The following is a 23,105-nucleotide window of genomic DNA, read 5'->3' as shown; positions in this document are numbered from 1 at the left end:
GAGAGTTTATCACAAAGCGGAAAAAAACAGAGCCCGACGTTGCCGGGCCCTGAGGGAAACGCGAAAGTTAATCGCGCGGAATGGCGGTGCCCCAGGTTTTCCAGTCCTTCGGCTCTTCCGGATTCAGCAGGAAGTGCTTGTTCGGCGTCGCTTTCGGTGCCAGCGGAATAGTCGGCGGGGTGGCGAAGGCGATACCGCCGCGGATGAACTGCTGGAAGGTGCCGCTCTTGATCACGCCGCCGGTCAGGCCGAACTGCAGGTTGTAACCCGACGCCAGCCAGAACACGCTGTTGTTGCGCACCAGATGCTGATACTTCTTGCTGATGCGCAGCGCGACGTGCACCCGGTCGGACATGGCGCCAAGGTAGAAACCGGTGATGGTGCCGACCTCCACGCCGCGGAACAGCACCGGCGTGCCGATCTGCAGCGAGCCGGTTTCGGCGGCGTCGAGCACCACGCTCAGGCCGTCCAGATAGCGCGAGTCGGTGATGCTGGCCTGCTGCAGCTCGAAGGTGCGCAGCTCGCGGCCGCGCCCCGGCTCCACGTTGATATAAGGCTGAAGCAGGGTGTCGAGGTTGCTGACGCCGGCGGCGGAGATCTCCGGCGAGACGATCGAGAAGCGGCTGCCGAGACGCGCGAAGGTCTGCACGTATTCCGGATACAGCACCGCCTTGGCCAACACTTCGTTGCGCTCCGGCGCCAGCTGCAACGACTCTACCTGGCCGACGTCGATGCCGAGGTAGCGCAGCGGCATACCCGCCGACAGCTTGCTGGCGTCGTAGGTTTTCAGCGTGATTTGGCTGCCCACCGCGCGGGCGGCGGTTTCGCTGGCGTACAGCACGCGGTTGGCGCCTTTGTTCAGCGTCACGCCCTGTAGATTATCGAAGCTGATGGCGCCTTTCAGCGCGCGGTTGAGCGGCGAAGCCTGCACCGTCAGGCCGCTGCCGTTGAGCTGCACCTTGGCGCCGCCTTCGGCCCAGAAGATGCTTTCGCGCGTCAGCAGCTTGCGGTATTCCGGGCTGATGTAGACATCCACCTCAAACTCGTTGGCCTTCGGCCGAACATTGACGATCTCGCCCACCTGGAATTTACGATACAGCACCACTGAGCCGGCCTGCACGTCCGGCAGGCTGGTAGCGCTGAGGGTCAGGGTGGTGGCGGGGGCGTTGCCGACGATGCCTTCCTCGGCTTTTTCGCTGTTGGCGTACAGCGGGTACTGGCCGCCAGGCTCCCCTTTGCTGCCGGGGATAATGCGCACGCCGCCGTCTACCCACTCCTGCGCGCTGGCGCCGAGCACTTCCATGCCGTCGATGCCCAGCTTGACGTCGAGGCGGCTGTTGACCACGAATTTACTGTCTTTGTGCAGCAGGCCGCGATATTGCGCATCGATGGCGGCGGTGAACACCACGCCGCCGGCGGTCAAGGTGCGGCTCAGGATTTGGCCGACTTTCACGCCGTGCACCACCAGCGGCTGCCCGACGTCGATGCCGTAGCTTTGCGGCGCCGTCAGCGTGACGGTCAACACGCCCGGCTGTTGCAACAGCGTTTCGCTGCTGTCCAGCACGTTGAAGCGCTGCTGCGGTTCGCCTTCACCCGGCACCAGTTCCAGCGTGGTGCCGGTCAGCAGTTGGCTGAGCTTGGCGTCGTTGAGGCTGATGCGCGGGCTGCGCATCACGATGCGGGTGCCGCTGCGCATCAGATCGACCACCGAAGGATCGATGGTCAGTTCACCGATGACCTTGCTGTCCTGTTGCAACGTCAGTTTGGTCAGGGTGCCGACCTGCAGCCCCTGGTACATCAGCGGCGTGCGGTTTTCACTCAAATTGTTGCCGCTCGGCAGATCCAGCAGAATATTGACGCCGCGCTGGCTGTGGGCCAGGTCCGGGTAAAGGGTATAGCTCTGATCGCCCTTGGCCTGCTGGCCATCGGCAGGAGAATCGAAGGCAATGGCGCCGTTGACCAGCGCCGCCAGGCTCTCCATCTGCACCGTGGCACCGGACAGGCTGAAATCGCCCTTGAAGCCGGAAACGTTCCAGAAGCGGCTGTTGCTCTTCACCAGGTTGGCGAAGCGGCGGTCGATCAGCACGTCGATGGTCACGCCCTTGTTGCCTTCGCTGATGGTGTAGTCATACACCTTGCCGACCGGGATTTTACGGTAATAGACCAGCGAGCCACTGTTGAGCGAACCCAGGTCGTCGGCGTGCAGGTGAATCATCAGCTCGCCGGTGTTCAGGCGGTACTTCGGCTGGGTATCGAGCGCGGTGAAGTGGGTTTGCTCCTTGCCGCTGCCGGGCATCATGCCGATATAGTTGCCGCCGACCAGCGCATCGAGCCCGGATACCCCGGCCAGCGAGGCCTTGGGCGTCACCAGCCAGAACTGGGTACCTTCGCGCAGCGAGTCTTCCAGATCGCTTTTGATACTGGCTTCCACCACGATGCTGCGCAGATCTTTGCTCAGACTGATTTTTTGCACCGTGCCGACCTCAACGCCCTGGTAGCGCACTGGCGTGCGGCCGGCGACGATGCCCGCCGCCGATTGGAAATCGATGGTGACGGTGGTGCCGCGTTCCTGGACATTGTTATAGACCAGCCACCCGGCGATCAGCAGGGCGATGAACGGCAGTAACCAGAACGGTGAAATGCGGCGTTTGTTCTTGACCCGCGCTTCAGTCGGTGTAGTCGGCGTTTCCTGTTGCATGTGCATCCCAAATCAATCGGCTATCGAGCCACTCAACGGCAAGAATAGTCAAAATGACCGCCGAGCCAAAGTAAAACGCGGCCGGTCCCATAGTAAAAGATAACAGCTGGTCGCGGTTTACCAGCGACATCATCAAGGCGATAACGAACAGATCGAGCATCGACCAGCGGCCGATCCAGGTGACCAGACGCAGCAGACGAATGCGTGTCTTCAGGCTGTGCGAGGTTTTGAGGTGGATGCTCAGCAACAGCGTGATCAGCACGATCACCTTGGTAAAAGGCACCAGCACGCTGGCGATGAACACGATGGCGGCGATCGGCACATTGCCGGAGGTGGCCAGTGAGACCACGCCGGAGAAGATGGTGTCTTCCATCCGCACGCCGTTGGCGTAAATGATGGAAATCGGCAGCAGGTTGGCCGGTATCAGCAGGATCATCGCCGCGATCAGCGCCGCCCAGGTTTTCTGCAGGCTGTAGGGCTGGCGGTGGCACATCGGCACATGGCAGCGCGGGCAGCGGCCGCGCGCGTCAGGGTAGCCGGTATAGTGGCAGGACAGGCAAATATGCAGCGCCGCCGGCGGGCCTTCCGGCTGTTCCTGCGGATAGTAACGCTCCCACAGCTGCTCCAGGTTAGCGTGGATCAGCGTCAGGATGCTGAGCAGGGTGAGCGACAGGTAGGCGATCAGCGCGCTGCCCGCCTGGATGTCGGCGTAATCCTGCACCTTGATCGCCGCCACCGCCATGCCGATCAGATAAATGTCCAGCATCACCCACTCTTTGAGCCGCTCCAGCATCAGCAGCACCGGGCGCAGGTTCATGCCGAGCGCGTGGCCGAAGCGCAGGTACAGCAACGACAGCGCCAGCGTCAGCGGGGCGCCGATGGTGCAAAACGCCACCATGCTGGCGGTGAGCGGATCGCCCTGGCGGCTCATCTGCCAGATGCCCTCCAGCAAACTGGCGTCGATGCGCGTGCCGAGCAGGCGGATGCTGATCAGCGGTTCGGTGAAGGCGAACGGCATCAGCAGCAGCATGGTGATCGCCATGGCGGTCAGACGCGTCATCGACCAGTCGCGGCCGTGCACCACCTTGGCGTTGCAGCGCGGGCAATAAGCGGCCTGATTGCCGCTGAGCGGCGGCAGCATGAACAGCAGGTCGCACTCGCAGCAGCGTTGGTGGCGCGCTTTGGAAAGGGGGGCGGTGATCGCGTGTATTTTCATTTTTGACAAGTAGCTGCCCTTGAGCCCGCCGGAACTGTCAGCGTAGCTGAAAAATAAACCGGCCGCGTCACCGGCGATCGGGCGCCGGACGGTAAAACGAGGTAAACCGGGATTCTGAGCGGCAAACATACCCCGAGCGACGGGGTTTTGTGAAGCAACAGATGATTAACCTTGTGGCTATACGCATTTAATGCTTATTTTATAGGGCCTAAGCTTTGGGCTTCTGGCCATCTTCACTGTTTCAATGGTTATCACATGACAAAAGAACAATTCTACGCGGAATTAAAACGTGATCTGAGCGCGTTGCTCGGCGGGGAGACCAACTTTATCGCGGCGCTGTCCAACGCCAGCGCCTTGCTCAACGAGCGTCTGGATGACGTGAACTGGGTCGGTTTCTATCTGATGGATGGCGCTCAGCTGGTGCTGGGGCCGTTCCAGGGCAAGATCGCCTGCGTGCGCATCCCGGTGGGCAAGGGCGTGTGCGGCACGGCGGTGGCGGAAAATCGCGTGCAGCGCGTCGGCGACGTGCATGCGTTCCCGGGCCATATCGCCTGCGATGCGGCCAGCAACGCGGAAATCGTGCTGCCGCTGGCGGTTGGCGGCCGAGCGATCGGCGTTTTGGACATCGATAGCACGGTTTATCAACGCTTCGACGAACGGGACGAAGCGGGCCTGAAAGCAGTGGTGGCGGGGCTTTGTGAGCAACTGGAACAGTGCGACAGTGCGAAATATGTGACTGTGGCGGCAAGTTGATCGACGGTTAACGTGGCAATTACCGATGGCGTCATTATAATGACGCCTGTTCATGCCTGTGGCTTGTTGGCAATACCGTTGTAATCAGGAAATTTCATGGAAAATCAACCTAAGTTGAACTCTAGTAAAGAAGTCATTGCTTTTCTTGCCGAGCGTTTTCCGCTCTGCTTTAGCGCCGAAGGCGAAGCTCGTCCGCTGAAAATCGGTATTTTTCAGGATTTGGTAGAGCGCGTGCAGGGGGAAGAGAATCTCAGCAAAACGCAATTGCGTTCTGCCCTGCGCCTGTACACCTCAAGCTGGCGTTACCTGTACGGCGTTAAAGTCGGCGCGCAGCGCGTCGATCTGGACGGCAATCCGTGCGGTGAACTGGAACAGCAGCATGTCGATCATGCTCGCCAGCAGCTTGAAGAAGCCAAAGCGCGCGTTCAGGCACAGCGTGCCGAACAAAACGCCAAAAAACGTGAAGCCGCCGGTGAATCCGCCGATGCTGCGCCACGCCGTCCGCGTCCAGCCGGTAAAAAGCCCGCTGCACGTCGCGAAGGCGGAGCCGCGCCGGAAAACCGCAAGCCGCGCCCACAAACTCGCCCACAGCCCGCTCGCCAACCTCGTGCAGCCAAAGAGGAAAGCCAGCCGCGTTATGCGCCAGTCACGGATATCTCTAAACTGCAAATTGGCCAGGAAATCAAAGTCAGAGCAGGCAAGAGCGCGATGGATGCTACCGTACTCGAAATCGCTAAAGATGGCGTACGTGTGCAGCTCTCTTCCGGTCTGGCGATGATTGTGCGCGCAGAACACTTGCAGTTCTGATACGGAGGCCAACCCAGGCATGAACAAATTCGTCAGATTAACAGCGATTGCAGGGCTGCTGTGGGCGGGTGTCAGTTACGGCGCGGAAACAGCCAACATCCGTATCGGCCAACTGCCCCAACTGCAACAGGAACCCCAGCACGCTACGGTGAGTGAACGCGTTACCTCGCGCTTCACTCGCTCTCATTACCGCCAGTTCGCCCTTGACGCGGAGTTTTCAGGCAAGATCTTCGATCGCTACCTGAACATGCTGGACTACAACCATAACGTATTGCTGGCTGCCGACGTGGCGCAGTTCGCCGGCAAACGTAATCAGGTTGGCGAAGAGCTGAAAACCGGTAAGCTGGACACCTTCTACGCGCTGTTCAATCTGGCGCAGAAACGTCGTTTCGAGCGTTACACCTATGCGTTGTCGCTGCTGGACAAGCCGATGAACTTTACCGGCAACGGCACTATCGATCTCGACCGCAGCAAAGCGCCGTGGCCGAAAGACAAGGCTGAGCTGGATAGCCTGTGGGATGCGAAAGTCACCTATGACGAGCTGAACCTCAAGTTGACCGGCAAGACCGACAAAGAAATCCACGACACGCTGACCAAACGCTATCAGTTCGCCATCAAGCGCCTGACGCAAAGCAACAGCGAAGATGTCTTCCAGCTGGCGATGAATGCCTTTGCGCATGAAATCGATCCGCACACCAACTATCTGTCTCCGCGCAATACCGAGCAGTTCAACACCGAGATGAGCCTGTCGCTGGAAGGCATCGGCGCGGTGCTGCAGATGGATGATGACTACACCCTGATCAACTCGATGGTGCCGGGCGGCCCGGCGGCGAAGAGCAAGGCGATCACCGTAGGCGATCGCATCGTCGGCGTCGGCCAGGCCGGCAAACCGATGGTGGACGTGATCGGCTGGCGTCTGGACGACGTGGTGTCGCTGATCAAAGGGCCGAAGGGCAGCAAGGTGCGCCTGGAGATCCTGCCGGCCGGCAAGGGCACCAAAACCCGCGTGGTCACCTTGACCCGCGAGCGCATCCGCCTGGAAGACCGCGCGGTGAAAATGACCATCAAGACCGTCGGCAAAGAGAAGGTGGCGGTGTTCGACATCCCTGGCTTCTACGTCGGCTTGACCGATGACGTGAAAGTGCAGCTGCAGAAGATGGCCAAGCAGAACGTCAAGAGCGTGATCATCGATCTGCGCACCAACGGCGGCGGCGCGCTGACTGAAGCGGTGTCGCTGTCCGGCCTGTTCATTCCGAGCGGCCCGGTGGTGCAGGTGCGCGACAACAACGGCAAAGTGCGTGAAGACGCCGACACCGACGGCGTGACCTACTACAAAGGCCCACTGGTGGTGCTGGTCGATCGCTTCAGCGCCTCCGCTTCCGAGATCTTCGCGGCGGCGATGCAGGATTACGGCCGCGCGCTGATCGTCGGCGAACCGACCTTCGGTAAAGGCACCGTGCAGCAGTACCGTTCGTTGAACCGCATCTACGACCAGATGCTGCGCCCTGAGTGGCCGGCGCTCGGTTCGGTGCAGTACACCATTCAGAAGTTCTACCGCGTCAACGGCGGCAGCACCCAGCGCAAGGGCGTGACGCCGGATATTCTGATGCCGACCGGCGTTGATCCGGCGGAAACCGGCGAAGCGTTTGAAGACAACGCCATGCCGTGGGACAGCATCAATGCGGCGACCTACAGCAAGACCGGCGATATGGCGCCGTTCGAGCCGGAACTGCTGAAAGATCACCAACAGCGCATCGCGCAGAATCCGGAGTTCCAGTACATCGCGCAGGATATCGCGCATTACAAGGCGCTGAAGGATAAACGCAACATCGTGTCCCTCAATCTGGCGGTGCGCGAGAAAGAGAACCACGATGACGATGCGACCCGTCTGAAACGCATCAACGAGCGTCTGGAGCGCGCGGGTAAGAAGCCGCTGAAATCGCTCGACGATCTGCCGAAGGATTACCAGGAACCGGATCCGTACCTGGATGAAACCGTGCATATCGCGCTGGACCTGGCTCATCTGGAAAAGGATCAGCCCGCTCAGCAGCCAACGCCGGCTAAGTAAGGCCGCGTCTGGCAGGATGAAAAACGCACCCTCGGGTGCGTTTTTTTTGGGGTTGCGGCAAGCCCGGCTTAAGCCGGTTTCTTGCGGTGACGCAGCCCGAGCTGAATGCAGGAAACCACCACCAGCAGGCAGCCGAACAGCGACAGCAGCAGCGGGATCTCATGCCAGAACAGCCAACCCCAGGCGATGTTGAACACGATGCCGATATAGCGCACCACCGAGACCACGATCAGGTTATCGGAAGAAAAGGCCTGGGTTAAGACGACCTGCCCCAACAGCGACACCAGGGCGATGGCGAGCAGAATGGCGAACTGATAGGCGTTGGGCCAAACGAATGCGTTCCACATCAGCGGCAGCGAGATCAGCGTTGCGATGAACAGGAAATAGAACACGATCTCGTAGTTATGGTGGCGCTTGCTGAGTTTGTTGACCGACAGATAGGCGATCGAGGCGAACACCGCGCTCATCACGCCGACCAGCGACGCCAGGGTATAGGCCGAGAAGTGCCACGGCCGCACCAGCAGCACGGCGCCGATGATGACCATCGCCAGCCAAAATGCGGTATTGGCGTTGACCCGTTCACGCAGCACCAGCAAGGAGAGCAAAATGGAGAAAAACGGCGACAGATAGGCCAGCATGCTGGCGTCGGCCAGCGTCAGATGGGCGATGCTGTAAAAATAACAAATGAGATACAGCCCGCCCATGGTGCCGCGCAACACCAGCAGCGGCCGGTCTGCGCGGCTGAAGGCGATGCGGTGGCGGTACATCAGCAGCAGAACCAGCAGACAGCCGATGCTGCTGCGAAAGAACACGATTTCACCGGTGGGAATAGCATCGGAGATGGTTTTAACCAGCGCGTTCATGACGCTGAAAATCAACGAGGCAAAAATGGCCAGTAACGCACCCTGATTCATGCTTGCCTCCGCCATTGTCGGTAAATGATGTCCGCCTGCTCGTCGCAGGTATCGTCCAGCAACGAAGGATGGCAATGCTCGGCGCCGATCCGGGTGACGAAGCGCTGCAGCGCCTGCTGAAAGCGCGCCAACAGACGCTGGGCGGCGGGCATCTCGACGTCAAGCCGCTGCGCCAGCAAGACCAGGACGCGCAGTTTGCACACGTCCTCTTGCGGCACGCGCGGCAGGCGCCAGCGCCCCTGGGCATCCTGGAAGACGCGGGCGACCCTGACGGCGGAAAAATCATAGTAGCGGCCCTGCGCGTCCGGCTCGGAATAGGGGTCGACCAGCAGCGCGGTATAACGCGTAAACAGCGCATAGCATTGCTCCGTCGGCGCGAGCTGCGGGAATTGGTCAATCCAGCGGCGGCTCACCATACGGGGCGGAACCGGGTAGTTGTCGTCATTCAAAAAGCGCAGCAGGTTAATGGCCTCGATGCCGAGCCGGTTGAGCAACTGCTGGTAATCCTGCGAGAGCGCCAGCATGTCGGCGATCGCCTCGGGACAGATGGGGCCCTCGGGGTGGGTTTTATACAGGTACTGGATCGGCCCCTGCGGCTGGAATATCGCCTGCAGCGTGGTATCGGCCAGTGCCAGCGGAGGATGAACATAATTGGTGATGCTGAAGCGCTCGGCGGCGAGCAGGCTGTCGCCGCGTTGGGCGTCAATGCCGTGACGCGCCAGCAGCGAGCAAAGCCAGTCGAGTTCGGCGCAGTCTGACCTTGCGCCTGCACCGGCCAGATAAATCCGCTGCTTGAACGCCTTGGTGTAGGCGCGGTAAGGCTGCTCGGCGTTCTGGTACTTGGTATCGGCGTAGTAGCTCGACAGGCTGATGACCTCGACGTGGGATTGTCCGGCGTCCTGCAGCAGGCTTTGCGCCATCAGGCCGGAGCCGATGGAGGGAGAGAGCAGGATCAGTGAGCGCAGTTGGGGCAACGCCGCCCATGGCACCTGTCGCAGCACGTCATGGTATTGATCGGCGGGGACGGCAAGGATCAGTCTGCGCCAGGCGCCGCCGACCAGTGACAGATCATCGTAATAGCGATCAATCGTCACCTGCGCATCGTCTTGGGTGCGCTGCGCCTTACCGGCGCCCGTCAGCCACAGGCTGGGCGTGTGCGCCAGATGTTGCTTCAGGCGGCGCCCTTTTTCGCTGGGGCGGTTGTACAGGCCGATGCGCGCATTGGCCGCGGCCTTGATGTCCGCAGCCAGTTGGATCGCCGCCGGGCCGGCGCCGAGGATCAGGGTGGGAAAGGCATTATTCATGGCGGTGGGGCTCCAAAATCAACAGATCGTACAGCGGGGTGGCGAGCGGTTTACCGCTGACGCGCCAGGGCGAGCCGGCGGCCTGGTGGTGGTAAGGGCAGTTGAAGATCGACTTGAGGCCGTTGCCATAGCGCACCAGCAATTTGCCGCACTGGGGCAGCAAAGGCCGCAGCGCCTTCAGCAAACCCTGCTTGTCCGCCACCAGGGAGGCGATGATGATGTGATCGATATCGTTTCGCGTCAGGCCGTTCAGCTTGTCGATGCAGGGCATCTGCTGCACCAGCCCCAGGTGGCGCGTGAGCCGGCGGGCAAAACGCTGGGCCCCCGGATCGCAATCGTAGCAAATGACGGTGGCGGAGAGCCTGGCGACCAGCGCCAGCGCCGTGGTGGGCAATGCGCCGCTGCCCACCAGCAGCACCCGTTCGCCGGGTTTAATGTCGGCGGCCGCGATCTCCAGCTGCAGCGCGCGGTCGAAACTGTTCAGGTAGGCGTTGGTTTGCGCCGGTTCCCGGCACAGCGCCGAGACGCGATGTTTCTCGTAGTCGCACAACGCGGCGTTGGCTGTCGCCCGCAGTTGGGCGATCTGCGCCGTTATCAAACGGTCGTTTTCCAGTTTTCGACGGTAGGCCTGCAGCTGTGGTTCGTCGTTAAAGGCTTGCAGGCGGCTGAAACGGCGTTCCAGCAGGGAAAAATGGCGCCGATCTTGCCGGGCGGAGCGGTGTAGCTGGTGAATTTCCTGTTGCAAGCCGGCGAGTTGCGCCAGCATGTCCGCCTTGGTCAGAGTGTACATGGGGATTCTCCGTGTGCGTGTAACAGCTGTGTCGGCAGCAGATAGGGGTAGCCCTGCGGGCTGACGCCGTTTTCGATGCCGACGCCAAATACGCGAGACACCATCGGATGTCCCATCATCTGATGGGTATCGCCGTGGCAAACGACGCGTCCGTGCGCGAGCAGCGTGAGTGAGTGGCAATAGCGCAGCGCCAATCCCAGATCGTGGATCACCAACAGCGTGATGCAGCGGTGACGCCGGCCATAGTCGGCGATCTGATTGAGCACGCGCAGCTGGTGGTGGATATCCAGCGCGCTGGTGGGTTCGTCGAGCAAAATGATCTGCGGCTGAGAGACGAAGGCCTGAGCCAGCATCACCAACTGCCGCTGCCCGCCGCTGAGACGGTTGAAGGGGCGATCGGCGAGCGCGGAAATGCCGCATTCCGTAAGCGCCTGCTCGACCGCATCGGCCTGGGCGGCGCTGACGCGCCAGCTCAACTGGCGTACCTTGCCCAGCAGCACCATGTCAAAAGCGGTCAATGCCGAATCGCAGCGATTAAGCTGCGGCACATAGGCGATACGGCTGGTTTTCGGATCGAGAGGGCGTTCGCGGTAAGCGATCTCGCCGCTGCATGGCACCATGCGGTTAATCGCTTTGAGCAGCGTCGATTTGCCGGCGCCGTTGGGGCCGATGATGCCGCCGAGCTGCGCCTCCGGCCAGCTCAATGAAACGTCTGCCAATAGCGAGCGGCGATGCAGCGAGACGCCGACGCGGGCGAGGGTCAGTTGAGTCATGGGCGTTTAACCTGTCGAGTGACGAAGTAAAACAGCACCGGTACGCCGATCAGGGCGATAACGATGCCGATGGGCACCACGCCGTTCGGCATCACCAGCTTGGCGACGATCGAGGCGCACAGCAGCAGCAGGCTGCCGCAGAGGGCGGAAATGCAGATCAGGTAGCGCTGATCCTCACCCACCAGAAAGCGGGCGAAATGCGGGGCGATCAGCCCGACGAACCCGATGGTGCCGACAAACGAGACCGAGGCGGCCGTCAGCAAGGTCGCCAGCAGAAAGGCCAGCTTGCGCAAGGCGCTGACATTGATGCCCAGCCCCTGGGCCTGCTCTTCGCCGGCGGACAGCGCCGTCAGCCGCCAGGCGAGCCGCAGACTGACGAACAGCGCGCACAGCAACACGACGCCGGTGATCGCCACGCCGTGCATATTGGCTTTGAGCAGACTGCCAAACAGCCAAAAGACAATTTGCTGCATGGCTTCCGGCGAGGCCAGAAACAGCAGCAGCGATTGCAGCGACTGAAAGAAAAACAGCACCACGATGCCGCTCAACACCAATATTTGCGGCGTCATGCCGCGGCGTTGTCCCAGCAGATAGACAGGCACGCAGGCGAGCAACGCCATCAGCGAAGCCAGCAGCGGCGTGCCCAGCGCCAACGCGCCGCCCAGGCTGAAGCCGGTGAGGATCGCCAGCGCCGCGCCGAACCCCGCCGCGGCAGAGATCCCCAGCGTATAGGGGCTGGCGAGGGGATTGGCCAGCACGGTCTGCATCAGCAGGCCCGCCAGCGCCAGGCTGGCGCCGACCACCAGGGCGGTGAGCGTCATCGGCAAGCGAATCGACCAGAAAACCACCTGATGCAGCTCGTTGCCAGGCGCAGAGCCAGGCCAAAGCATCCGCACGATATCCGTGAGGCCAAGTTGCGCGGCGCTGACGGTGAGGTCGATGGCGGTCGCCGCCAGCAGCGCGCCGAGCAGCGCCAGCGTCAATAGCCCGCGGCGCAGCCTGCGCCGTCGCAAAAACGCACGTCCTGTGTGGGCCACGGTTATTCTCCTTGCCAGCGTTGCAAGAAGACGCCGTCCGCCTCTATCGGCAAATATTGATGGTAGAACTGCGCCAGATTGCGCGCGGGATCAACATCGGCAAACGCGGCGGGATAGAGCGCTTTCGCCAGATACTGGACAAAAATAAAGTCGTATATCGTGCGCGCGCCGCCATGGTAAAGCGCATAAAGACGCTGATTTTTTACCGCCGGCAGCTGCGGCCATCCCGCCCGCCGGGCGTATTGCGTCAGGCGCGTCTGTAGGGGGGCTGCCTGCGTGCCGTAGCCCATCGGCACGGCGTTCGGCATGTTTTCCCAGTCGCCACCGGCGAGAAAAATCACCTCGGGCCGTTGGGTCAGGACATAGTCGGCGCGCAAGGGGGAAGGGCTGCCGACGACGCCGGCGGCGATATTGTCGGCGCCGGCCAGCTGCAGCAGCGGCCCCCAGATCGATGCGCCATAGCTGCTGCCGTACTCGCCGGGGCCCTTGTCCCCCAGCTCAATGTAGGTGACCGGCGGCGGCAGCTGCGCCTGGCGGATGCGCCGCCGGGTATCCTCGAGGCTTTGGCGATATTCGTCGGCCAGCCGTTCCGCTCGCTCGGCGTGGCCCATCGCCTGGCCCATCAACCGGATGCTGGCGAGCTTGACTTCAACGCCCTGATTGAAGTCGACGACGATGTAAGGAATGTTGAGCCGTTGCAGCACCGGCAGGAAGTTGGCGAAGCCGTCGAGCTGCCACTTCGCCAGGATCAGCAGATCTGGCCGCGTGGTCAGCAGGCGTTCAAAATCGAAGCTCTGGTTATAGAGCGAACCGACATCGACCAGCTGAGCGAGCCGTGGCAGCGCCGCCTGATAGCGCGCCCATTGGCTGGCACGCAACGCCCAGTCGCTTTTGGAGAAGGCGACGACCTGTTGATAACTCTCCGGGCCGTTCACCGCCAGAAAATCTTCGTAGTAAAAGCCGATATAGGCGCGCTGTGCGGGGGCGGCCAGGGTAACCTGGCGTCCTTCAACGTCGGTGAGGTGAATTTCCGCGTGCGCGACCTGGCAGAAAAGCAGCCACGTCGCCAGCATCCAGACGATACGCGATAACATGATTGACATCCCTTTACGATTAATTGTGGTGTTATAATGTAACAATTAATCGCGAGATTCAAACTTTCGTCGCCGCTGGATCAGGCGGGGCATGATGAAGCGCGCCGAGCGGATATTGGCCTATAAAGCGTGAGGATAACGTTTCTCGTTGTCATGGCGTGCGGGCAAAGAAATTTTTCTGCAAAATCCCTCCGCCTTGCGCAACAATCGTTTACAATTTGCCAAATCCCGGTCGCGCGTCGTTTTTGTAAAGTTTCGTATTTTTAGTAGGTTAATGGCGCGCGACTCTTGAAACTGTGACGAATGCCCATACGATCTAGGGTATCTTGGACAGCGTTTTGTTAACATTTATGAGGAAGTAAACATTTTATGATGCGTATAGCTCTGTTCCTGCTCACCAACCTGGCGGTGATGTTGGTTTTCGGGCTGGTGCTCAGCCTGACAGGAATCCAATCCAGTAGCGTTCAGGGCCTGATGATCATGGCCGGTCTGTTCGGCTTCGGCGGCGCTTTCGTGTCGTTGCTGATGTCCAAGTGGATGGCGCTGCGCTCCGTCGGCGGGGAAGTGATTGAACAACCGCGTAACGAAACCGAAAACTGGCTGCTGGAAACGGTACGCCGTCAGTCGCAGCAGGCGGGCATCGCCATGCCGCAGGTCGCTATCTACCACGCGCCGGACATCAACGCCTTCGCCACCGGCGCCCGCCGCGACGCCTCGCTGGTCGCCGTCAGCACCGGTTTGCTGCAGAGCATGAGCCGTGACGAAGCGGAAGCGGTCATCGCGCACGAAATCAGCCACGTCGCCAACGGCGATATGGTGACCATGACCCTGATTCAGGGCATCGTGAACACCTTCGTCATCTTCATTTCACGCCTGATCGCGCAGGTCGCTGCCGGTTTCCTCGGCAACCGCGACGGTGATGGTGAAGGGGAAGGCAACGGCAACCCGATGATTTACTTCGCCGTGTCGATGGTGCTGGAACTGGTGTTCGGCATCCTGGCGAGCATCATCACCATGTGGTTCTCGCGTCACCGCGAGTTCTATGCCGACGCCGGCTCCGCCAAACTGGTGGGCCGCGAGAAGATGATCGCCGCCTTGCAGCGTCTGAAAACCAGCTATGAACCGCAGGAAGCGGGCAGCATGATGGCGTTCTGCATTAATGGTAAATCCAAGTCGTTCAGCGAGCTGTTCATGTCGCACCCGCCGCTCGACAAGCGTATCGAAGCGCTGCGTACCGGCCAGTACCTGAAGTAATCGGCTGAATGAAATGAAAAACCCCGGCTTGCCGGGGTTTTTTTATGGCATGCCTGAACCGCTTTTTCAGCGTCGACGGGGGTTAACGCGGTGCAAGAACCCCCCGAGTCCATAAAGCCCGCCTTCGAATAACGCCTGTCGGCCTCTCTGTGCGTTTACCGCCGCGGAGCGAGACGACCATGAAAGAGGGTAAGCCGCATCCTGGCTGAGTGACGACCGGCTGTTTGGCTTTGGAAGCGCATGTTATATGCTTTGGCGCAATGACATTTGTCCCTGAGGCCCTATGAAAATCAACCACCTTCCCTTGCTCAACGGTGATGAGCTACCGGCGCGCCTGGCGGAATTGACAGGCGGTATCGCCGATGCGGTTGCGGAACTGTTCAACCGGCATGATGACGATGCTGAACGGCCAGCTATTCGCTGGCATTCAGGCGATCTTCACCTCCCGGCATTTTTCCCCGACGAGCACGACAGCCACGATTACGATTACCTGATCGTGGACGGCGATATGATCGTGGAAGGATGCCTGGCGGTATCGCCGCAGCGCGAGGACGGCGGCATTGTCGTGCTGGGGCGGCTGCAGGCGGATACGCTGATTTGCTGGGGCGGACTGGTCGTGCGTGATGATGTCCGCATACGCCATGCCTATTGCAGCTCAGGAAACGACGGTGCGTTCGTGGTGGGGGGAGATCTGACCGCGCTCACCCTGGTAGAGACGGGGGAGTTTATCCATGTCCATGGCGATCTCGATGCGCGGTGTCTCGCTTCGTTGCAGAACTTCGTTCAGGTTGACGGAAACACGCGCTGCGATTGCCGCATCGACAGCGCTCAGGCCGAAGATCTGATCAAGCGCATGTTCGCCCCTGGCTTACTGAAGGACTTCGAGGGGGTGGATAACGACGGCCAACGCATTGTTGGCTGGTATCCGGATGACGACGCCTATTTAGCATGTCTACGACAGGGCCGCAGCCCTTTGAGGAGCGGCGACTGACGCCAGGCCTGCATCGCGCTCGACGTGGCCCGGCTCAGGCAGGCCACATCGGATTGGGGCCCGGCTCTTTCTATGCCCGCTATTTCACCTCGCGGCTGGGCTGCGCCGTTTGCGCGGTCGATTGGGTGATGCGCAGGCCGCTGACCGCCGCAGCCAGGGTGGCGAACACCCCAGCCAGGATCAGTGAAGCGTGGGTGCCGGAGGTAGGGAACAGGTTGAACATCAGCGCCACCAGCGCGGCCCCCGAGGTTTGCCCCAGCAGGCGGGCGGTGCCCAGCATGCCGCTGGCGCCGCCGCTGCGGTTGCGCGGCGCGGCGGAGATGATGGTGTGGTTGTTGGGCGACTGGAACAGACCGAAACCGGCGCCGCACAGCACCATGCGCCAGATGATGTCCATATTCGACGGCGCCGCCGGCAGCAGCGCCAGCGAGAACAGCCCGAGCGCGAACACCGCCAGTCCAATGCAGCCCAGCAGGCCGGCGTGCACGCGCTCCACCAGCCGGCCGGCGATCGGCGCCATCACCACGATCGCCAGCGGCCACGGCGTCAGCAGCAGCCCGGTCGCCACTTCGTCGCGGCCCAACGCGCTTTGCAGGAAGAACGGCAGCGACACCATCGCCAGCATTTGCGCGGCGAACGAGCAGATTGAGGTGCCCATCGACAGGGCGAAGATCGGGATGCGCAGCAGATCGACCGGCAGCAACGGAAATTCCTGGCGCAACTGGCGGCGCACGAACACCGCGCCAATCGCCAGCAGCGCGGCAATCTCGCTGAAGATCAGCGTCAGGCTCTGGCCCTGGGCGAAGCCGCTGATGGCGGTGATCAGCAGGCCGAAAGTCAGCGCGTTCAGCACCGCGCTGGCGGGATCGAAACGGCGATTATCGCTTTTCTGGCCGTTGGCCGGCAGGAATTTCATCCCCAGCAGCAGCGCGACGATGCCGATCGGCAGGTTGATGGCGAACAGCCACTGCCAGGACGCGACCGACAGGATAGCGGCCGCCACCGTCGGCCCGGCCGCCGAGGAGCAGGCGACGATCAGCGAGTTGATGCCCATGCCGCGGCCGAGAAAACGCTGCGGGTAGATGATGCGGATCAGCGCGGTGTTGACGCTCATAATGGCGGCGGCGCCAAAGCCTTGCAATACGCGGGCGATGGTCAGCGTGAGCAGCGAGTCGGACAGGGCGCAAAACAGCGAGGTGATGCTGAACACCAGCAATCCGGCCTGATAGATGCGGCGATAGCCGACCAGATCGCCGAGCGAGGCCAGCGACAGCAGAGAGACGGTGATCGCCAACTGATAGGCGTTGACCACCCAAATGGAGCTGGCCGGGCTGGCGTTGAGATCGCGCGCGATGGTGGGCAGCGCCACGTTGGCTATCGCGCCGTCGAGCACCGATACGGTAACGCCGAGGGCGATGGCGAGGATCGCCCCATAGCGTTGCGGGACGGGGAGGCCGTCGGAACAAGGACGCATGTTGGTCTCAGCGGTATTTATTCAGGGGAGTATTATCATGCTAATCATATTCGCCCGTGATTGCATGCCCGTTGCCCGCTTAATTGTAAATAGCGGTGAGCGGGCCGGGGTTATCCATTTGGCTTCAATCGCTTAGCGTTCAGCCGCGTTGCGCGCCGCGATCTGTTCCGATTATACTGAAACCCTTGTTTAAATTTCCTGAAACAAAACCGTTAAGTAGGGCATTCACCATGGCTAACGCAGATTCAGACAAGCAACCGGATGCCGTCTCATCCGTGATGAAGGTGTTCGGCATTTTGCAGGCGCTTGGCGATGAGCGCGAGATTGGCATTACCGAACTGTCCCAGCGGGTGATGATGTCCAAAAGCACCGTCTACCGTTTTCTGCAAACCATGAAAGCGCTGGGCTACGTCTCGCAGGAAGGCGAGACGGAAAAGTATGCGCTGACGCTCAAGCTGTTCGAACTGGGCGCCAAATCGTTGCAGAACGTCGATCTGATCCGCAGCGCCGACGTGCAGATGCGCGAACTGTCGAACCGCACCCGCGAAACCATCCACCTCGGCGCCCTGGATGAGGACGGCATTGTCTATATCCACAAGATCGACGCGATGTACAACCTGCGCATGTATTCGCGCATCGGTCGTCGCAACCCGCTGCACAGCACCGCCATCGGTAAAGTGCTGCTGGCCTGGCGCGATCGGGAGGAGGTAGCGCAGATCCTGTCGCAGATTGAATTTATCCGCAGCACCGAGCATACCCTGACCAGCGCCGCCGAACTGTTGCTGGTGCTGGAGCGGGTGCGTGAGCAGGGATTCGGCGAAGATGTCGAAGAGCAGGAGGCGGGGATCCGCTGCATCGCGGTGCCGGTCTTTGACAGGTTCGGGGTGGCGATCGCCGGGCTGAGCATCTCTTTCCCGACGCTGCGCTTTTCCGACGCGGCGCGGGAGGAGTATGTGGCGTTGCTGCACGTCGCCGCCCGGCGCATTTCCGAGCAGCAGGGCTATCACGACTACCCGTTCTGACCGTCATTTCGATGAGCGAGGCGCTGCCATGGCAGCGCCTTGTTGTTATTTCGCGCCGGGCGTCAGCCGCTGAGAAATCCGCTCCAGCATCAGCATCAGCAACAGCGTGGCCGCCACCAGGATCATGGTCAGCGTCGCGCCGTTGGCGATGCTGCCGCGATCGGTCAGGCTGAAGATCGTGACCGGCAGCGTCGCCCAGCTCGGCGGGTAGATCATCATGGTCGCGCCCAGCTCCCCCATCGACAGCGACAGGCTGAGTGCGAAGGCGGAGATCATGTAGGGGGCGATCATCGGCAGGGTGACGTGACGCAGGCGGAACAGCGGCGAAGCGCCCAGGCTGGCGGCGACGTTCTCGTAGTCGCCAGGCAGCCGGGTCAGCCCGGCCATCACGTTGCCGAAGGTAAAGGCGGAAATCAGCACGAAGTGGGCGGCGGGCACGATCAGGAAGGTGCCGTTCATCTGCAGCGGCCCCTGGCTGAACGCCACCAGCATCCCCAAACCGATAGAGACCGAAGGCACCGCGCTGGGAATGAAAAACAGCGTGCCCAGCAGCCGCTGGCCGCGCCCCTGATGGTGGCGCAGCGCCAGCGCCGCCCAGGTGCCGCACAGCAGCGCGAACAGGCTGGCGCTGAAACCGATAGCCAGACTGGCGACCAGCGCGTCCCAGGAGGCGCCGCTGAACGCCTGGCGGAAGTGGTTGAGGGTGAAGCCGCTCGGCAGCACGCCGTTCCACTGTTCACTGAGGCTGGACATCAGGATCACCGCCAGCGGCAGGCAGAAGAACAGGGCGAACAGCGTGACCGTCAGCGTGCAGGTCAGGGTGCGGCCGGTGCGAGACCAAATCAACATCGTCAGTTCCTCAGCCCGGCGCGCGCCGCGGCGTAGCGGTAAAGGGAGAACAGCCCGAGCGACAGCGCGATATTCACCACGGCGATGGTGCAGGCGACGGCGTAATCCGCCTCCAGAATCGCTTTGGCGTAGACCATCATCGGCAGCGTGGTGACGCCCTTGGCGCCGATAAACAGCACGATGCCGAACTCATTGGTGGTCAACAGCAGGCACAGGCTGCCGCCGGCCAGCAAGGCCGGCAGCGCGGCCGGTAAAATCACCTGGCGCACCACGCGCCCCGGCCGGGCGCCGAGGATGCTGGCGGCCTCGAGCTGGCTGCGGTCGATCTGTGACAGCGCCGCCATCAGCGGGCGCATCACCAGCGGCGTAAACACGGTGATTTCCGCCAGGATCACGCCCCAGATGGAGTAAAGAAAGTCCACCGGCGGCAGGGTGAAACCAAAGGTCGCCATCAGCGTGCCGTTCAGCAGGCCGGCGGAGCCGTAGATAAAGGTGAAGGCCAGCGTGATGAGGAAGGTCGGCATGGCGATAAAGGTATCGATCACCCGGGCGATCAGTCGGCTGCCGGGGAACGGCGTGAACACCAGCAGCAGCGACAGCAGGGTGCCGAGCACCAGGCAGCCCAGCGTCGCCAGCAGCGCAATCTGCAGCGTGTTGAGCAGAGCGCCGACAAAGCGGCGGGATTCGAACACCTGTTGCAGCGCGGCGGCGCTGAATAGCCCTTGATCGTCGGTAAACGCCTGTTTGACGATCAGCGCTAACGGGTAGAAAAACAGCGTCGCCAGCACCAGCAGCGGCAACAGGATCCACAGGCGGCGCGGCAAACGCAGCCGCAGGGCCGGGCGAATAAGCGTAGAGTCGGTCATGTCAGTCCTCGATCAGTACCGCATCGTCGGGGGCGAAGTAGAGCGGCACGCGCTCGCCGATCTGCGGCATCCGGCTGCGATGAGTGGTGACCACGCGCAGCGGATGGCCTTCCGCGTCGAACTGCAGGTGCGTCAACTCTCCCTGCCAATGAATATCATGCAGCGTGCCGATGATGCAGTTGCTGCGCTGGGCATCGGCATCGAGCGCAATGTGCTGTGGCCGGATGCACAGCAGCTTGTCGAAGCCGCGTTGTGCGCCGTAAGTGAAACAGCCGATCACTTTGCCGGCGCAGCTGACGGTGGTCATGCCTTGCTGCGCGGTAGTTTCCAGGGCGGTAGCCGGCAGCAGGTTGGCGCGGCCGAGGAACTCGGCGGCGAAGCGGTTCGTCGGATGATGGTACAGCGCGCGGGTTTCGCCGTGGGCGATGAGATGGCCGTCGCGCATGATGCCAATCTTGTCCGCCAGCGTCAGCGCTTCGCCCTGATCGTGGGTGACGTACAGGATGGTCAGATCCGGCAGCTCGCGGTGCAGGCGGGCGATCTCTTCCACCATGCTGTGGCGGATTTGCGCGTCCAGCGCCGACAGCGGCTCATCCAGCAGCAATACTTTGGGGCGCACCGCGATGGCGCGAGCGATCGCCACCCGCTGTTGCTGGCCGCCGGAGAGCTGGTTGGGATAGCGCTTGGCGTAGGCGGACATGCCGACGATGGCCAACGCCTCTTCGACGCGCTCGGCGGTCAGGCCGCGCGGCTTGCCCTGCGCGCGCAGGCCGAACGCCACATTGTCCTCGACGCGCATATGCGGAAACAGCGCGTAGTTCTGTACCACCATGCCCAGGCCGCGCTCATAGGGCGGCACGTCGGTGACATCGACGTCACCGATGGCAATACGCCCGGCGGAGGGCTGCACGAAGCCGGCGATCGCTCGCAGCACGGTGGTTTTACCCGAGCCGGAGGGGCCGATCAGCGCCAGCACTTCGCCGGGGGCGATGGTGAGCGTCAGGGGTTTCAGCACCTCGGTGCCGCGATACGACACGCTGACGCGGTCGAGCTGAATGCCCGACGGCCCGGCGATGTCGAGGCTGCTATCCCGCGCCTCGGCGCGGGAAGTGAGGGTAGAAGGCATGGTCAGCGTCATTCTGTCACCTTGTGCCAGCGGGAGATATCGGCGGACAGGCTGCTCACCACCTGGTTCCAGTCCGGCGCCCAGATCTCTACACCCTGCAGCGCGGCCTGCGACTGCCTGAAGTTATCGTCGGTCGGGGTGACATCCTTACGCACCGGCATGCCGTAGGAAATGGCGCTGACGCTGCTCTGCGCTTCTTTGCTCAGCAGGAAATCGATCAGCTTTTTGCCGTTGGCGCTTTGCGGCGCGCCTTGCACCAGGCCGATGTAGTAAGGCAGCACCAGCGTGCTGCGTTTGCCGTCCGGCCCGGCCGGCCAGAACACCTTCACGTTCGGGTTGCTGCGCATCTGCGCCAGGTTCATCTGCAGATCGCCGTTGGCCACCAGCAGCTCCCCCTTATTGACCAGCGCGGTCAGCTTGCCGGTGGAGGCCGAAGGGCCGACGTTGTTGCTTTGCAGCTTGCCGAGGTAGTCGAAACCGGCGTCTTTGCTGCCGAAGCTGTGAAACGCCTGCAGCATCACCGCGGTGCCGTCACCCGCCTGGCCCGGCGTGGAGTACTGCAGCTTATTGCGGAACTGCGCGTCCAGCAGCTGTTGATAGCTGGCAGGCGCCTGCGGCAGCAGTTTGGCGTTATAGATGAAGCTCAGGTAGTTGTTCACCAGTGGCACGAACTGCGGATGGGCGTCGGCGATCTGCGCCGCATCCTGCGGGGTGAAGTCCTGCAGCAGTTTTTCCGCGGCGGCGCGCTGGATGAACGGCGGCAGCGTCACCAGCACGTCGGCCTGCGGGTTGCTGCGCTCCTTCGACAGGCGCTCCACGATGGCGCCGGAGCCGCCTTCGACGTACTGCACCTTGACGCCGGTCGCCTGGGTGAAGGCGTCGAACTGGGTTTGATACCAGCTGTGATCGCCGTCGTGCAGACCATCGGCGGAGTAGACGGTCACCACCGCATCGGCGGCCCAGGCCGGCGCGGCGCCGAGTGCGATGGCGGTCATCACGACCAGACGAGAAAATTTCATAGCTTCAGCCTCACTGTTGCGGGTTAATGCGAAACTGGTATACACCAGATATGCGGCCAAGCTAATCGGCAAATATGACAAACAAATGAAAGCGGCAAAATATATTTGCCTTAAAAGGGGGATCGAGCGTGGGTGAGGAAGGCGGGGCCGCGGGCGCCGGCCCCGTGATAATCGAGGTTAGAGCGTATCGACTTCGATGCGCAGGCTGTCGTGGCGCCAGTATTCAATATCGAAATCGAGGATGCGGCCGTGCTGATCGTAATTCAGTCGACGCAGCAGCAACGCGGGCAGGCCGACCATGGCGCCGAGCGCGTTGGCGGCGCGGTAAGGCAGGGCGGTCGGGTAGAACGACAGGTGCATGTTGCTGTAAATCAAATCGTAATGCTGTTGATAAACCTCGGTCAGGCTGCCGTTGAGATCGTGCCTGAGCAGTTCCGGCACCCGCTGCGGCAGGCAGTGGTTCTCGCAATAGCAGATGGCGCGGCCGTCGGCATAGCGCACGCGGCGCAGCAGATACACCTGATCGAATGGTTCGAGCGCCAGCGGCTGCATGACGTCGAGCGGCACCGTGGTTTTTTCGCCGGACAGCAGCGCGGTGCGCGGCGTGCGCCCTTGCTCCTGACAGAGACGGTGGAAGTTGGTGTTCTGCGTCGGATCCAGCCACAGCCGTTCCGGCGTGACGAACCAGCCGCGGCGATCGGCGCGGTAGATGGCGCCGGTGGCTTCCAATTGCGCCAGGCTTTCGCGAATGGTGACGCGGGTGGTGGAGAAGATGGCGCACAGCTCGCGCTCCGAAGGCAGCTTATCGCCGGCCTGCAGCGCGCCGCGGGTGATGCGCGCCTGGAGCTGATCCTTGATCTGCAGGTAGTGAGGCATATCGCCCTGATGTTCTTTCATTTCATCTCGCTATGGCATCGGCCCGACATTCCGGCACGCGCTTATTATACATAGCCAGATGAATTTTTTGTTTCACCGCGCTTTGTCGTTTGACCGGGGCTGGAATTTGCCGCCACAATGAGCGCAATCTGGTATAGACCAATAGGTGAATAA

The 23,105-nt window shown here is 61.7% G+C and carries 20 protein-coding genes; 6 read left to right on the top strand and 14 right to left on the bottom strand.

The window, feature by feature from the left end; genetic code table 11:
• Positions 1–67: 67 nt before the first annotated feature.
• Both JL05_RS18060 and yebS read right to left on the bottom strand, forming a co-directional pair.
• Positions 68–2,698, bottom strand: coding sequence for a PqiB family protein (locus tag JL05_RS18060; RefSeq protein ID WP_033633665.1), 2,631 nt, complete (start codon positions 2,696–2,698; stop codon positions 68–70).
• Positions 2,667–3,914 carry a membrane integrity lipid transport subunit YebS gene (yebS, locus tag JL05_RS18055; protein WP_033633664.1) on the bottom strand — a complete coding sequence of 416 codons (1,248 nt, stop codon included), beginning with the start codon at positions 3,912–3,914 and terminating at the stop codon, positions 2,667–2,669. The genes JL05_RS18060 and yebS overlap by 32 nt, the downstream gene beginning before the upstream one ends.
• Before the next feature lie 255 nt (positions 3,915–4,169).
• On the opposite strand from yebS, the gene JL05_RS18050 reads away from it, so the two are divergent.
• From JL05_RS18050 to prc, 3 genes are all read left to right on the top strand, one after another.
• Complete coding sequence (locus JL05_RS18050; RefSeq protein ID WP_033633237.1) at positions 4,170–4,667, top strand: GAF domain-containing protein; 498 nt, start codon at positions 4,170–4,172, stop codon at positions 4,665–4,667.
• Positions 4,668–4,763: 96 nt separating this feature from the next.
• Positions 4,764–5,474: an RNA chaperone ProQ gene (proQ, locus tag JL05_RS18045; RefSeq protein WP_004931497.1), complete on the top strand. Its 711-nt coding sequence runs from the start codon at positions 4,764–4,766 to the stop codon at positions 5,472–5,474.
• A 19-nt stretch (positions 5,475–5,493) separates the two neighbouring features.
• A complete protein-coding gene (gene prc / locus JL05_RS18040; RefSeq protein WP_015377670.1) occupies positions 5,494–7,542 on the top strand; it encodes a carboxy terminal-processing peptidase in 2,049 nt (682 codons plus the stop codon).
• Positions 7,543–7,610: 68 nt separating this feature from the next.
• Here the strand turns inward: prc and JL05_RS18035 are convergent, their stop codons facing one another.
• Genes JL05_RS18035 through JL05_RS18010 form a run of 6 tightly spaced genes read right to left on the bottom strand, consistent with a single transcriptional unit; the run spans position 7,611 to position 13,454 of the window.
• On the bottom strand, positions 7,611–8,456 hold the full coding sequence (locus JL05_RS18035) for a DMT family transporter (protein ID WP_033633236.1): 846 nt from the start codon (positions 8,454–8,456) through the stop codon (positions 7,611–7,613).
• A complete protein-coding gene (locus JL05_RS18030; RefSeq protein WP_033633235.1) occupies positions 8,453–9,760 on the bottom strand; it encodes an opine metallophore biosynthesis dehydrogenase in 1,308 nt (435 codons plus the stop codon). Before JL05_RS18030 ends, JL05_RS18035 begins: the two co-directional genes overlap by 4 nt.
• Positions 9,753–10,550: a nicotianamine synthase family protein gene (locus tag JL05_RS18025; RefSeq protein WP_033633234.1), complete on the bottom strand. Its 798-nt coding sequence runs from the start codon at positions 10,548–10,550 to the stop codon at positions 9,753–9,755. Before JL05_RS18025 ends, JL05_RS18030 begins: the two co-directional genes overlap by 8 nt.
• Positions 10,538–11,323, bottom strand: a complete 786-nt coding sequence (locus JL05_RS18020; protein WP_033633233.1) for an ABC transporter ATP-binding protein — start codon at positions 11,321–11,323, stop codon at positions 10,538–10,540. Before JL05_RS18020 ends, JL05_RS18025 begins: the two co-directional genes overlap by 13 nt.
• Positions 11,320–12,360: a FecCD family ABC transporter permease gene (locus JL05_RS18015; protein WP_050501256.1), complete on the bottom strand. Its 1,041-nt coding sequence runs from the start codon at positions 12,358–12,360 to the stop codon at positions 11,320–11,322. The genes JL05_RS18020 and JL05_RS18015 overlap by 4 nt, the downstream gene beginning before the upstream one ends.
• Positions 12,361–12,362: 2 nt before the next feature.
• Positions 12,363–13,454, bottom strand: a complete 1,092-nt coding sequence (locus JL05_RS18010; RefSeq protein ID WP_033633231.1) for an ABC transporter substrate-binding protein — start codon at positions 13,452–13,454, stop codon at positions 12,363–12,365.
• A gap of 369 nt (positions 13,455–13,823) precedes the next feature.
• On the opposite strand from JL05_RS18010, the gene htpX reads away from it, so the two are divergent.
• Both htpX and JL05_RS18000 read left to right on the top strand, forming a co-directional pair.
• Positions 13,824–14,708 carry a protease HtpX gene (gene htpX, locus JL05_RS18005; RefSeq protein WP_004931482.1) on the top strand — a complete coding sequence of 295 codons (885 nt, stop codon included), beginning with the start codon at positions 13,824–13,826 and terminating at the stop codon, positions 14,706–14,708.
• A gap of 283 nt (positions 14,709–14,991) precedes the next feature.
• Positions 14,992–15,699: a hypothetical protein gene (locus tag JL05_RS18000; protein ID WP_033633230.1), complete on the top strand. Its 708-nt coding sequence runs from the start codon at positions 14,992–14,994 to the stop codon at positions 15,697–15,699.
• A gap of 79 nt (positions 15,700–15,778) precedes the next feature.
• Here JL05_RS18000 and JL05_RS17995 read toward each other — a convergent pair whose 3' ends face one another.
• Positions 15,779–17,173 (bottom strand): MFS transporter, encoded by a 1,395-nt coding sequence (locus JL05_RS17995; RefSeq protein ID WP_033633229.1) that lies wholly within the window; start codon positions 17,171–17,173, stop codon positions 15,779–15,781.
• A gap of 230 nt (positions 17,174–17,403) precedes the next feature.
• Here JL05_RS17995 and kdgR point away from each other — a divergent pair, with 230 nt between their 5' ends.
• On the top strand, positions 17,404–18,195 hold the full coding sequence (gene kdgR / locus JL05_RS17990) for a DNA-binding transcriptional regulator KdgR (RefSeq protein ID WP_033633228.1): 792 nt from the start codon (positions 17,404–17,406) through the stop codon (positions 18,193–18,195).
• Positions 18,196–18,240: 45 nt separating this feature from the next.
• Here the strand turns inward: kdgR and JL05_RS17985 are convergent, their stop codons facing one another.
• The 5 genes from JL05_RS17985 to phnR all read right to left on the bottom strand — a co-directional run bounded on the left by JL05_RS17985 (position 18,241) and on the right by phnR (position 22,952).
• Entirely contained in the window at positions 18,241–19,044 is an 804-nt protein-coding gene (locus JL05_RS17985) for an ABC transporter permease (protein WP_033633227.1), read from the bottom strand.
• A 2-nt stretch (positions 19,045–19,046) separates the two neighbouring features.
• Entirely contained in the window at positions 19,047–19,910 is an 864-nt protein-coding gene (phnU, locus tag JL05_RS17980) for a 2-aminoethylphosphonate ABC transporter permease subunit (protein ID WP_033633226.1), read from the bottom strand.
• A 1-nt stretch (position 19,911) separates the two neighbouring features.
• A complete protein-coding gene (gene phnT, locus JL05_RS17975; protein ID WP_394854528.1) occupies positions 19,912–21,042 on the bottom strand; it encodes a 2-aminoethylphosphonate ABC transport system ATP-binding subunit PhnT in 1,131 nt (376 codons plus the stop codon).
• A gap of 2 nt (positions 21,043–21,044) precedes the next feature.
• On the bottom strand, positions 21,045–22,055 hold the full coding sequence (locus JL05_RS17970) for a 2-aminoethylphosphonate ABC transporter substrate-binding protein (RefSeq protein ID WP_033633224.1): 1,011 nt from the start codon (positions 22,053–22,055) through the stop codon (positions 21,045–21,047).
• Positions 22,056–22,232: 177 nt separating this feature from the next.
• Entirely contained in the window at positions 22,233–22,952 is a 720-nt protein-coding gene (gene phnR, locus JL05_RS17965; protein WP_033633223.1) for a phosphonate utilization transcriptional regulator PhnR, read from the bottom strand.
• Positions 22,953–23,105: the final 153 nt, after the last annotated feature.

The sequence above is a fragment of the Serratia nematodiphila DZ0503SBS1 genome (genome assembly GCF_000738675.1).
GTDB lineage: Bacteria > Pseudomonadota > Gammaproteobacteria > Enterobacterales > Enterobacteriaceae > Serratia > Serratia nematodiphila.
The sequence above is the reverse complement of the archived record's forward strand: the minus strand, read 5'-3'. Positions and strand labels throughout refer to the sequence as shown.